Below are 12966 nucleotides of genomic sequence, written 5' to 3'. Positions count from 1 at the left end.
CCATGGTAAAGATAAAAATGCCAATGCCCCACATAGGCAAAGTGAGCATCCAATTCGTCAAATTTTGGTTACCACAATGGCTACAGTTCCAATCAGAACGTTTTAGGCTAGTATCACATTTCGGACATCTTTTATAATTAATAAACAATTTAGCCTCCCTTACAAATATATGCTTTTATAAGAGTATATATCCGCTATATCGATTGGGCAATTGTTTATCAGGATAATTATATATTGTCAGCGATTGGATACAAATCAGGATGAGATGCATGATGATAATTATCTCTAAAACCATACATATTTAAAATGATTTTGTTACATATTGTTAAATATCAGCCGATGCTATGTATAATGCAGCACTAGTACAGTTTTCATTCATATGCCCTTAAGAAGAAGATTTTATCATGTCAAATAAGCGTCCCTTATATATTCCCGTTGCTGGCCCCGCTCTTTTAGAGACCCCTTTACTCAATAAAGGCAGTGCCTTCTCAGCAGAAGAGCGCAATAGCTTTAATTTAACTGGGCTACTACCGCATAATATTGAGACGATTGAAGAGCAGTCATTGCGTGCTTATCATCAGCTGCGCTCATTCACGAGTGATATGGACAAGCATATCTATTTGCGTAATATTCAAGATACCAATGAAACCTTGTTTTATCATTTGGTTGAGCAGCACATCGAAGAAATCATGCCGCTCATTTATACCCCGACAGTTGGTCAGGCATGTGAAAAATTCTCACAAATCTATCGCCGTAAACGGGGGCTATTTGTTTCATATGCTGAGCGTCATCAAATCGATGATATATTGCAAAATGCCACCAAACAAAACGTCAAAGTAATCGTTGTCACTGACGGCGAACGTATATTGGGCCTTGGAGACCAAGGGATTGGCGGCATGGGTATTCCAATCGGTAAGTTGTCTTTGTATACGGCGTGCGGTGGTATTAGCCCAGCGTATTGCTTACCAATTTTGTTAGATGTTGGCACCAATAATCAACAGCTCCTTGACGATCCTATGTATATGGGCTGGAGAAACCCACGTATTTCTGGCGATGAGTATAATGAATTTGTGGATTTATTCATTCAAGCCGTTAAGCGCCGTTGGCCAGAATCGTTATTACAGTTCGAAGATTTTGCACAGGAAAATGCCACCCCATTATTGAATAAATATCGTGACCAGCTATGCTGTTTCAACGATGATATTCAAGGGACGGCTGCGGTATCGGTTGGTACCTTGATTGCTGCCTGCTTGAATAAAGGTCAAAAACTGAGTGAACAAAAAATCGCGTTTTTGGGAGCAGGATCGGCAGGTTGTGGTATCGCCGAACATATCGTTCGTCAAATGCAACGTGAAGGGTTGACTGAAGCGCAAGCACGCAGCCAAGTATTTATGGTTGATCGTTATGGCCTATTAACTGACAACATGACCGAGCTGCAAAAATTCCAAGTACCATTGGTACAAAAAGAATCTGCTATCGCACACTGGGATAAAAGTAATAAACTGGGCTTAGCGCAAGTAGTCAAACAAGCAGAAGTCACCGTATTGTTTGGTGTCAGTGGCCAAAAAGGTCTGTTTACCCAAGAAGTCATCGAAGCGTTATGCGCCAATACGGAACATCCAATTGTATTACCGTTGTCAAACCCAACATCTCGTGTTGAGGCAACACCGCAAGAAGTGATGAACTGGAGTCGTGGCAAAGCCATTATTGCAACAGGCAGTCCTTTTCCTCCTACGACCTTCAATGGCCAGACTTTTGAAGTGTCTCAGTGTAATAACAGCTATATATTCCCAGGTATCGGCCTTGGCGTTTTGGCGGCTCAGGCGACAAGTATTAGTGATAATATGCTAATGGCGGCAAGCCAGGCTCTTGCAGATATCTCTATGGAGTACGAAAAAGTACCAGGTGCCATACTACCGCCAATTAAAGTGATCAGAGAGATTAGTGAAAAAATAGCCTATGCTGTAGCAGTGCAAGCGGTTGAAGATAAGCTGGCACTACCTGATACCGCGGAGAACTTACAACGCCGAATAGAGGCAAACTTTTGGTTACCTGAATACCGTCACTATCGTCGTACTTCTTTCTAATATAAGAGAGATATAAAAAAAGCCAACACTACTTCTATCGCAGTGTTGGCTTTTTTTTGAGCAAGCAGATGAGGCTTATGCTCGCAGAGATGCAAGAAAATTAGAAGGATATCGATAGTATACTGGCAGATTATGAGTAGAGGAATTAAATAACCCAATCAAAACTGGCAGACAATAAAAAACCCTTACAAGTCAATGACTGTAAGGGTTTGAATATGGTGGGCCCAGTAGGACTTGAACCTACGACCAAAGGATTATGAGTCCTCTGCTCTAACCAACTGAGCTATGGGCCCTAACGTTAGACGCACAATGATACCTGATTTTTTGAATTTTTCAAGTAAAAGATAACAAGTAATCAATAAATTTTTTATCAGTTTTGATGGTGATCAAACGCTACCGCCAGCTAGGGTCAAACTACGGCCACCATCCACTGTGATAATCTCGCCTGTGACATAACTTGCTTGTACCAAGTACAGTACGCTATGAGCAATTTCTTCAGGTTTGCCAATTCTTTGCATAGGAACGGAGGCAATAATATCTTGCTGTTTTACATTATCAAGTGCTTGATCACTATCAGACTCAGGTAAGATATTGACGCCAGGAGCGACACCATTGACACGTATGTCTGGTGCCAGCTCTAACGCTAACGACTGCACCATCATTCGATGCGCAGCCTTTGCCATATTATAGACCGTATAATTACTGAACGGTCTATCCTGCGCATGTATGTCCAATAAGCTGATAATACAACCTTGCTGATGTTTCAGATAGGGCACTAGCGCTTGACTCAATAATAAAGGTGCCTTGGCATTGGTCAGAAGTAATTCATCCCACTGGGTATAATCAATGTTACCAAGCGGGCTTGGGTAGAACCGTGACGCATTATGTACCAGTACATCTAGCTGCCCAAACGCTTCTATGATATTTTTAACAAAATCCTCTAACGCTGCACCATGATTGACTACTGCCAAGTCCGCAACAATAACCACTGCGCTGTTAGCACGGCTTTTATTAAGTTGGTCAGCTAAGCTATTAGCTTCTTTTTCGCTACGATGACAGTGAATAATGACGCGGTAGCCTTGACTGTGTGCTGCTCTGATAATGGCCGCACCGATGCGCTTAGCGCTACCGGTTACCAGCATCACCGGAGGTTGGGTGTCAGTATTCTTTGATGGCAGAGTGTTAGGTTCTTGGTTCATAGTGACAATGCTTTTTAAAATGCTGTTCAATAGGCGTCATGCGCTTGTAAGTGATCAATCCTGCTTTGACGTAATGCTGCACCAATAGCGGGGCCTTTAAGGTCTGGCGCAATGTCAGTCATGCCGACAGCGTGAAAGCTATTCAGTGCCAGCATCATCTGACGGTGCTGTGTTGCCAGCTGTAAGACGTGATTGCATACAAGGAGCTGTGACAGCTTATCTGGCTCTTTATGAGCACTACAAGCTTGTATAAGGTCAATCTTTTTGGCAGCGCTCAGACTGTTTATCATGCTCAGAGTTTCGGCTTGCTGAGCGAATAGGGTAGCGAACTGCGTATGCGCTTTGGGGACTTTAGCTTTATTACCGATATCATTGATATCTCTTAGCGCTTTTGATTGGTCATGCGTATGTTCATTATTAAATAGTGACGGGGTCAGGCTGACCATTAACAGTGCCCAACGCTGTGACAAGTTTAGGCGCATTTGGCCTGCAAAATATAACGCTGTCTGAACCGTCTCTCGTATATGAGTGTCCTCCCAAGCATCATGCAATGGGTCAAAATACTCTGTGAGCGCACCAATCTCAAACAATTGCTGCCAGTATACTTGCGGTGATAGCTGCATCGTTGCACGGCTTGATTCTTGCCAGATACGTTCCGCACTCAAATGAGCAAGCTCTCCTGAGTTGACCAGTTGACGCATTAGGGTCAAGGTGTCTTCCGCAATGGTAAAGCCCAAATCATAATAACGCCCATAAAATCGAGCTGTCCTCAGCACCCGTAAAGGGTCCTCGCTAAAAGCGTCAGATACATGACGTAGCGTTTTGCTCTCTAAATCTTGTAGCCCACCGTAATAGTCAATGACTTCACCACTGATGGGAGTGTCATCAGCGAGACTAGTGACTTCGATAGCCATCGCATTGATAGTCAAATCACGACGTTGTAAATCGTCCTTCAAGCTCACATCAGGGCTGGCATGTACGCTAAAGCCTTTATATCCTGAGCCTTGCTTGCGCTCTGTACGTGCAAGGGCATATTCTTCGTGAGTGGCGGGATGCAAAAACACAGGAAAGTCGGCACCTACCTGCTGAAACCCTGCATCAAGCATCTCTGCGACGGTGGCACCAACCACAACGAAGTCTTTATCTTTGATGGGTTGCTTTAGCAGTCGATCACGGACAGCGCCGCCCACAAGGTAAATTTGCATAGTAGCCTCTTTTTATTGAACTATACGTCACCAGCTCAATTTTCACTTATCGAAAAACCAGCCAATGCTTTATAAGTTGCATTGACTGGTTTTAGTATAGCAGAAGGGCTCTGTCAATGGATGACAGAGCCCTTTTGAACCACATATTCATACAGCGTACGACGTGTGATTACTTCTCGTTTTCTAGGTCTTGAGCTTCCGTGACCGTAAGCGCAGTCATATTGACAATACCACGCGCGGTCGCTGATGGCGTCAAGATATGTACTGGCTTATTAGTACCTAATAAGATAGGCCCAATAGAAGCGCTACCAGTCGCTGTTTTAAGTAGGTTAAAGGCAATGTTTGATGCATCAAGGGTTGGCAAGATTAGCAAGTTTGCGGCACCTTTCAATGGGCTTGATGGCATATCATTTAGGCGGATATGTTCATTGAGTGCTGCATCCCCTTGCATTTCGCCTTCAAACTCAAAGTCTACATTCATATTGGTAAGAAGTTCATGAACCTTACGCATTTTGACAGCGCTAGCACGATTTGAAGCACCAAAGTTAGAATGAGAGACCAACGCAACGCGTGGCGTGATACCAAAACGGCGTATTTGATCAGCAGCCAAAACAGTCATTTCTGCCAACTGTTCAGCGGTTGGATCTTCATGCACATAAGTATCAGCGATAAAGATATTACGATCTTGCATCAGTACAGCATTCATCGCATAAAAATCATTGACGCCTTCTTTTTTGCCAATGACGTTTTCAACATATTTTAGGTGCATCTGATAGTCACTAAACGTACCACAAACCATACCATCAGCATCACCGTTGTCGACCAGTAAAGAACCAATCAAAGTGGTTTTGCGACGAACATCACGACGAGCAAGCTCAATACTGACACCGCGACGTTTGTTTTTCTCGTAATAACCCTGCCAGTAGTCTTTGTAGCGAGGATCGTCATCAACGTTGACGATGGTAATATTCTCGCCAGCTTTTAGACGTAGGCCTAGCTTTTGGATATTGGCTTCGATAACTGAAGGGCGGCCAACCAAGATAGGTTGCGCTAGCTTCTCATCAACGACAACTTGCACAGCGAGCAAGATATTATTGTCTTCACCTTCACAGTAAACGATACGTTTTGGCTCGGCTTTGGCACGAGCAAAGATTGGCTTCATCACAAACGCTGAGTTATAAACAAACTCCGACAGACGCTGACGATAGGCTTGCATGTCATCGATCGGTAGCGTGGCAACGCCTGAATCCATCGCTGCTTTAGCAACAGCAGACGCAATCTCAATGATTAGATTTGGCTCTAGAGGGCCAGGAATCAGGTAATCACGACCAAAACTCTGCATCTTTTCGATGTTTCTAGCGCTGGTAGTTGGCGTAGCTTCGACATGTGCCATCGCAGCGATTGCTTTTACGCAAGCCACTTTCATCTCTTCGTTGACGGTTGTCGCACCAACATCCAATGCACCGCGGAAGATATATGGGAAGCATAGCGCGTTGTTTACTTGGTTTGGATAGTCTGAACGACCGGTTGCCATGATGACGTCTGGACGTACCGCATGTGCCAATTCTGGCATGATTTCAGGTGTTGGGTTGGCAAGTGCAAAGACGATAGGGTCTTTTGCCATACGGCGAACCATATCTTCTGATAATGTACCGGGCATTGATAGGCCTAGGAACATATCGACATCGTCCATGACTTCTTCAATAGAAGTGGCCGTGGTATCACGAGCATAACGCTGTTTGGTTTCGTCAAGGTTTTCACGGCTAGTGCTGATGATACCGCGTGAATCTGAAACAATAATGTTGTTTTTATTAACACCAAGTGCGCAAATGATATCTAAGCAAGAAATGGCTGCTGCGCCCGCGCCTGAACAAACAATTTTGATCTCTTCGATTTTTTTGCCAGTAATCAACAAAGCGTTTAGCATCGCTGCGGCAACAATGATTGAGGTACCATGTTGATCATCATGGAACACAGGAATGTTCATACGCTCACGTAATACGCGCTCAATTTTGAAACATTCTGGTGCTTTGATATCTTCTAAGTTGATACCACCAAAGGTAGGCTCAAGAGAAGCAACGGCTTCGATGAACTTATCTGGATCATTTTGATCGATTTCAATATCAAAAACATCGATACCTGCGAACTTTTTGAATAGAACGCCTTTACCTTCCATCACTGGTTTTGATGCCAGTGGACCGATATTACCCAGACCTAGTACGGCAGTACCGTTAGTAATGACACCAACTAAGTTGTTACGTGCCGTATATTTAGAAGCGAGCTTTGGATCTTTTTGGATCTCAAGACACGGTACAGCCACACCCGGAGAATAGGCAAGTGCTAGATCGCGTTGGTTGGCCAGCTGCTTAGTTGGAGTTACCGAAATTTTACCTGGGCGTGGAAACTCATGGTAATGTAAGGCAGCTTGTTCAAACTGCTCTTTTTCTGTACTGAGGTTATCCGTATTCGAAGTGGTATCGTCATTCATAATAATTGCCATGGTTGGAATAAATTGGAATAAATTAAACGGTGATAAAAAAACGTCTAACCCTCAGAAATAATTGAATGATTGTAATCATCAGCAAAGGGCTTTGAACGTTAAATGACTAACGACCATCAGAATCACGGTCGTTGATCAAAAATCAGGTCAAAAAAGCAATCTAGCAAAAACAGTCATTCTACCATTATTGGCAATTCACTGCCTAGTCAACCGTATGGAAGCGTGCGAATAATATAATAAAATGATATTCGTTATTTATCTGGTTGATAATGCCAAAAAACACAGACAAATATCAACCTTAATTTGATAATATTTCAAAATATTACAGTATACATCCATATTAAGATGAGCAGCTAATAGGCATTTGCGGTACGTTCGGCGCCGGTGCACTCGTATCGAGATCAGTCGCGATCTCTTGGATGTGATAAGGGTTAGCCAGCAAGCGATAGACACGATCGACTTCTTCAAACTGACCTTGCTCTGCGGCAGTAATGGCACGCTGCGCCATGCTATTACGCAAAACGTACACAGGGTTATTGGTCCGCATATCGTTGATTGCTTGTTCAATTGGTAATTGCTCAACCTGCGCCAGATAACGTATAGACCAATCTTGCCATACTTGCTGTGCCTCAAGGCTTAATTCAGTAGTCATGGTAGTCAGTAATTTTTGCTCATATGGGTGATCGTTTGGCGCGACCAAACCGAGGAGCGCGCGGAAACTATTGGTATAATCGAGCAAGTTGTCTTCTAACAGCGTTAACCATTCAAAAGCCAAGCTCAGGCTGTCGCTTTGATGTGGTAGTCCAAGCTTGCGACATAGACCTTGCTGGTAATGCTGCATAAAGGTCGATTCGTAAGGTGCCAAGCACTCAGAGAGTGTCTCACGGCTGATACCTTGCAAGCGCATAAAATGCGGCAGCCAAACGTTTAGATTCCAATGACCGATAGCGGGTTGGTTTTGGTAGGCGTAGCGACCAGTATGGTCAGAGTGATTGTTAATCCATGCAGGATTGAAGCGCTCCATAAAGCCAAACGGCCCGAAATCCAAAGTGCTACCTGTAATAGATAAGTTATCCGTGTTCATCACGCCATGTGCAAAGCCAATCAGTTGCCAGTCAGCAATCATGCGTGCAGTGCGCTCAACGACCGAGGTCAAAAAAGCTGCTATGGGCGCATCGCTATCGCGGCACTCTGGATAATAAGTATCAATCATATAGTCGGTAAACTCACCGAGTAAGTCAGGTGCAAAGCTGGCAATCCATTCGACATGACCGAGGCGAATATGGCTATCAGCGACACGCATCAATGCAGCACCCGCTTCGATACGCTCACGGCGCACTCTCGTATCAGAGGCCACAAAACCTAAGGCATTAGAAGAGGAGATGCCAAGCTGCGTCAATGCGTGACCGCATAAGTACTCTCGAATCGTACTACGTAAGACCGCACGTCCGTCACCCATGCGTGAGTAAGGCGTCAGGCCAGCTCCTTTGAGGTGCAAGTCTTGTGGTTGTCCTTCGCTATCGAGCACTTGCGCCATCAGCAAACCGCGTCCGTCACCCAGTTGCCCAGCCCATTGTCCGAACTGATGACCTGCATAGGCCATTGCCAATGGTTTAAAGTCAGATGGCACATATTGGCCACCCAATATCTCAACCCAATTGGTCATTAGGTCTTCATTGTCTGTCCAACCTAACTGCTGTGCGACTTGAGCATTGAAGTGTCCAGCACGGGGAGCGTCCAGTGGCGTGGGCGGCTGCTCATGATAAAGGCGCGTGTCGAGGTTGACATAAGTATTTTGATAACGCATACAGGCCGTTTCCATTAAAATATAAAAGTGAGAATGTCACTATAACATAGCACTCATATGGCATCGTTGCACTCTGTCCATCTCTTGTAATATCTAGCCAAAAAATAAAACTATCTACTTTGGGTGAGCTGAATTTAGTGGGCTAGTTGATTATTATCTCTAGGTTGGAGATCGCAACGATTGAGTCTATATATTTCACCATTTACTACGATGATAAGATTATTAAAAGTAGAGACAGTGACATAAACCATAAATTATAAACAAAAAAATCCCCCTATCTAGGACGGATAGGGGGAAGGAGAAACGTTACGATTACAGTAGCTGATTATGCTATTTAAGCGGCTTTTTGGCTGACACCAATAGAACGAAAAGCATTTTTCAAGTTATTGTTATGCTCAAGAATTTTTTGCTCAATCTTGGCATAATCATGCTTCAATTTATCATCAGCTTCATGCAAGCGATCAGCGAACTCTGTCTTTTTGAGTTCAATCGTTTTTGCTTTTAGCGCCTGCCATTCTGCAACAGTCTGTGTAAAGGCATCATATTCAAACTTAATACGATCTTGGAAGCTCTTCATCGCGTGAGGAAGATCAATGCCACTGTTTGTAGCCGTATCAATTTGCTGCTGTGCGGTTTTGAACTGCATTTGAACTTCAGCATGTTTGATCGTCGTATCATCCACGGTACGCAGATCAGAAGCCAAACCAATCTTTGATAAACCAGCGATTAACCATTTGGTTGGATCATACTGCCACCATTTTACGCCATTACGATAGTCGTATTGGAAGAAGTGATGGTAGTTGTGATAACCCTCACCCCACGTAAAGATAGCTAAGAAGAAATTATCACGCGCGGTGTTGGTATCCGTATAAGGACGATTACCAAGCATATGGCATAAAGAGTTGATAAAGAACGTAAAATGATGCGTCAGTACTAAGCGTAGTAGCCCTGCAATAACCAATGTACCCCAGACATCACCAAGCAACCAGCCAATAGCGGCAACCATACCAACGTTCATGGCAACGACCCACAGACCATAATACTTATGTTGTATCTGTAGTACTCTGTCTTTGGTCAAGTCCGGAATGTTTTTGTAGTCGAACTTGCCACTAGGATAATTACGCAGCATCCAGCCGATATGACTGAACCAGAACCCGCGTTTTGCTGAATACGGATCTTCTAAACGATCATCGACATGACGATGATGGACACGGTGACCAGAGACCCAGTCAAACGCAGAGCCCTGTACCGCTAGGGTAGAACCAAGCAATAAAAAGTTTTTAACGACTGGGTGCGCTTTATAAGCACGGTGCGCCAATAGACGATGGTAACCAGCTGTAATGCTCATACCTGTCCATACCATGAAGGCACCAAATACGCCCCAAACAGGTGCGCTCACTTCATGAGTAAATAAGTACCATGGTGTAATGATAGCAGCAGCGATTGGCGTCGCTACCAAAATAGTCGCTGGAATCCAGTTGATCGGCGCTTTTGTAAATTCAAACTCGCGCATATCAATGCTTTGCTCTTTTGTCAGAACATCAGTTTGCTCAGAAGCGTTAGCGTAGTTGCGTTTTGCGGTAGGCTGCTCGTCAAGCGCCATTTGCGCTTTCTTTTCATCAAAACGAGTCTTGAAACGCGTGACTTGAGTGCTGGCGTTCTTTACAAACGTATCGCCAGATTTGATAGCGAAACGTAAGCCTTTAAGCGGTAAGCCAAGTGCTTTTTTTGCAATCATATAATATCCCTAACGGTATTAATTTAAGTCCCCATAGTACCTGAAAAAACGTATAAAGTGAACACTTATACACTATAAAAATATTGCTAAATAACAATAACTTGTATGAATTATAGACTGTATGAGACAAAAATGCCGGTGACTTGTCAGGCATTAAGGGAAAGTGTAAGTAACGCTATAGATATGTAGGGACTGTGAGGGTGAAAAAAGAGATTTATTCAAAAGCGGGAAAATATGGATAGACAGTTCAAGGTAACAATAAATGACGTGGAAAGTCAGTAATAATCACGTCGGTATTCCAGTTTATAAGCTGTTCAATCGTATGGATATCATTGACCGTCCAAGCGCTCACAGGCAACCCATAACGGTGACTATGTTTGATAACGGCTTGGGTCAAAAGCGGATAATGAATACCTAACTGAATACAACCAAGCTGCAAAGCGGTGTTTGTCGCTCCTGCCAAGGCGTCTGGCGTGCGAATCAATAATCCTCGCGGTATGCGAGATAATAGTTTGTGGCGTTGCAACCGATTATGCAGCTCCACATCAAAGCTGGTCAGCACCACTGGCAAGCTGGCAAGCGGTGTATCGATAAGCTCTTGCGCCAGTGCGTTAACCAATACTGCATAATTGGTTCTATTGTGAGTTTTAATCTCAAGCTCAATCACCCTAAATCCGCTCAATACAGGTGCTATATTGGCTAAAGTCATGATTGGCTGCCCAAATTGTAAGCGGCACTGAATCTCTGTGAGCCCGAGCTGATCAACACGTGACTGTTGACCGCACATGCGCTCCAAATCATCGTCATGGAACACAATCAAGTGACCATCCGCATTCAGTTGAATATCAAATTCAACCCCAGCCAAGCCTTGTGAGGTTAGATTTTGAGAATATTTAAAGCCTGAAAAGGTATTCTCTAAACTTTCTCCGCGAGCGCCACGATGACCTAATAAACGCGTGTTTTTAAAATTTACCATATCACATGACTACTGACTGATTTTACAACTCATCATATATTGTCATGACATCAACGTCTAATAGAATTTGTGGCGTGATCAATACACTTTGTGTCTGATGTTTCAGAAGATGTTTCTCTAGTATTTGTTATGTTTTTGCAACCAAACGCAGGTTTTACCCATAATGAGGGGCGCTATTTGTGTATCCATGGGCTACACTAATGACCATTTCAACCAAACACCGTATAATGATGTGGTTTTCAAATCTATTGCAGACCGTTAATGACACCATTGTTTTATAAGTCTGCAATGCAGTTTGAGTGTTAAATACTGTCCATCAGTGGCGGTAAGAACCAGTAAATTGGGAGTAAAGTAAATATGAGCGTAGCAAATATAAGTTTGAGCAAGTGGCATAAAGTGGCTGGAATCGGAATAGTATGTAGTTTGGCGCTTGCAGGCTGTGATCGCTCAGAGAAAGAAAATGCTGCCGATACGGCAGAGATGACGGAACAAGAGCCAGTAGCGACCGAAAGTACCGTCGCTCCTGCTATCAATTGTGATGACCCGATGGTACAAGACCGTCTAAAGTCTGCTTTAAAAAATACACTCAACCAACAAGCACAAGCACTGGCTGCTAATTATGCAAATGATGCTGAGATTAGCCTAGAAAGCGGCGTTGTCACTGAAAAAATCAATGGCGTGGTTATCGATGTGCAAAACGCTGCCATACTACAAAAAGCCAATGACAATGGTATGACAACGTGCCAAGCAAGTGTCAGCATGACACTGCCAAGCGAAGACTTGTACCAAGCCAGTCAAGTGCAAGCGGCTAACAATCAGCCAAGCCTGCAATCTCGTTTGGCGCAAGACAATATCCGTATCAATAACAACATGCTCGTTGATGACGCCTTTACTTATGTTGTCGGTACTCAAGGCGGGCAAGTGCGCACGCGTATTGCTGGACAGCCAGCATTGATTACTGTGGTTTCAGATGTGATGGCAGGCTCTGTGTTGAAATCTGCGATGGATGAGGAGCGCGCTGAGCGCCGTGCAGCAGCCCAAAGCAGTAACAATAATACTCAAGCAGCACCCGCTCGTCAGCAGCCTAGAATCATTACGCCAGTTGAGCCAATTCGTCCTACTGAACCTGCGACGCCGCCAACCATCAATAAACCGACCAGCAGCCAAAACAGCTCGACAGAAAACAACCAAGCAGCGGCTACTACTACTGAGACCAAAAAACCAGTAACGCCAGCGACGCCAAAAGCAGTGCCGAAAGATGAAACCATCGATATGGTCATCATTGAAGATGACAGTGCTACTTATTAATTTTGCAGTTTTATGAATAATTAGCAACTGGTAGTTAATAAATACTGCTAGGTTAAAAAACCCCGCAACTGAACTGACCCCCATAAGTTGGACACAACTTATGGGGTATTTTTATGCGTTACGATCTGGACTTTAAGATGCAAGTC

8 protein-coding genes and 1 tRNA gene are annotated in these 12966 nt (G+C 43.9%); 2 read left to right on the top strand and 7 right to left on the bottom strand.

Going from position 1 to position 12966, the window contains the following annotated elements:
* Positions 1 to 404 precede the first annotated feature (404 nt).
* On the top strand, positions 405 to 2087 hold the full coding sequence (locus tag ACHUET_RS02470) for an NAD-dependent malic enzyme (protein WP_394210365.1): 1683 nt from the start codon (positions 405 to 407) through the stop codon (positions 2085 to 2087).
* A gap of 216 nt (positions 2088 to 2303) precedes the next feature.
* On the opposite strand, the gene ACHUET_RS02465 is transcribed toward ACHUET_RS02470, so the two are convergent.
* The 7 genes from ACHUET_RS02465 to ACHUET_RS02435 form a co-directional block, all read right to left on the bottom strand.
* Positions 2304 to 2380, bottom strand: a tRNA-Ile gene (locus tag ACHUET_RS02465).
* A gap of 93 nt (positions 2381 to 2473) precedes the next feature.
* Entirely contained in the window at positions 2474 to 3286 is an 813-nt protein-coding gene (locus tag ACHUET_RS02460; RefSeq protein ID WP_394210363.1) for a pteridine reductase, read from the bottom strand.
* Positions 3287 to 3312: 26 nt separating this feature from the next.
* Entirely contained in the window at positions 3313 to 4491 is a 1179-nt protein-coding gene (locus ACHUET_RS02455) for a tRNA nucleotidyltransferase (RefSeq protein WP_394210361.1), read from the bottom strand.
* A 169-nt stretch (positions 4492 to 4660) separates the two neighbouring features.
* Positions 4661 to 6979, bottom strand: a complete 2319-nt coding sequence (locus ACHUET_RS02450) for an NADP-dependent malic enzyme (protein ID WP_394210359.1) — start codon at positions 6977 to 6979, stop codon at positions 4661 to 4663.
* A gap of 352 nt (positions 6980 to 7331) precedes the next feature.
* Entirely contained in the window at positions 7332 to 8798 is a 1467-nt protein-coding gene (locus ACHUET_RS02445; RefSeq protein ID WP_394210357.1) for a protein adenylyltransferase SelO, read from the bottom strand.
* Between the two features lie 334 nt (positions 8799 to 9132).
* Positions 9133 to 10311 carry an acyl-CoA desaturase gene (locus ACHUET_RS02440; RefSeq protein WP_201598791.1) on the bottom strand — a complete coding sequence of 393 codons (1179 nt, stop codon included), beginning with the start codon at positions 10309 to 10311 and terminating at the stop codon, positions 9133 to 9135.
* 472 nt (positions 10312 to 10783) lie between these two features.
* Positions 10784 to 11512, bottom strand: a complete 729-nt coding sequence (locus ACHUET_RS02435; protein ID WP_394210355.1) for a glycerophosphodiester phosphodiesterase — start codon at positions 11510 to 11512, stop codon at positions 10784 to 10786.
* 357 nt (positions 11513 to 11869) lie between these two features.
* On the opposite strand from ACHUET_RS02435, the gene ACHUET_RS02430 reads away from it, so the two are divergent.
* Positions 11870 to 12820 (top strand): hypothetical protein, encoded by a 951-nt coding sequence (locus tag ACHUET_RS02430; RefSeq protein ID WP_394210353.1) that lies wholly within the window; start codon positions 11870 to 11872, stop codon positions 12818 to 12820.
* The last annotated feature ends 146 nt before the right edge of the window (positions 12821 to 12966 follow it).

The sequence above is a fragment of the Psychrobacter piscatorii genome, from assembly GCF_043641605.1.
GTDB classification, from domain to species: Bacteria; Pseudomonadota; Gammaproteobacteria; order Pseudomonadales; family Moraxellaceae; genus Psychrobacter; species Psychrobacter piscatorii_C.
Note: the sequence above shows the minus strand (reverse complement) of the source record. Positions and strands in the feature narration are given on the sequence as shown.

Bases quoted from the DNA above. Each gene is read 5' to 3' on its own strand.
- ACHUET_RS02470 (WP_394210365.1), top strand. From the start codon at position 405: ATGTCAAATAAGCGTCCCTTATATATTCCCGTTGCTGGCCCCGCTCTT.
- ACHUET_RS02460 (WP_394210363.1), bottom strand. From the start codon at position 3,286: ATGAACCAAGAACCTAACACTCTGCCATCAAAGAATACTGACACCCAA.
- ACHUET_RS02455 (WP_394210361.1), bottom strand. From the start codon at position 4,491: ATGCAAATTTACCTTGTGGGCGGCGCTGTCCGTGATCGACTGCTAAAG.
- ACHUET_RS02450 (WP_394210359.1), bottom strand. From the start codon at position 6,979: ATGAATGACGATACCACTTCGAATACGGATAACCTCAGTACAGAAAAA.
- ACHUET_RS02445 (WP_394210357.1), bottom strand. From the start codon at position 8,798: ATGCGTTATCAAAATACTTATGTCAACCTCGACACGCGCCTTTATCAT.
- ACHUET_RS02440 (WP_201598791.1), bottom strand. From the start codon at position 10,311: ATGCGCGAGTTTGAATTTACAAAAGCGCCGATCAACTGGATTCCAGCG.
- ACHUET_RS02435 (WP_394210355.1), bottom strand. From the start codon at position 11,512: ATGGTAAATTTTAAAAACACGCGTTTATTAGGTCATCGTGGCGCTCGC.
- ACHUET_RS02430 (WP_394210353.1), top strand. From the start codon at position 11,870: ATGAGCGTAGCAAATATAAGTTTGAGCAAGTGGCATAAAGTGGCTGGA.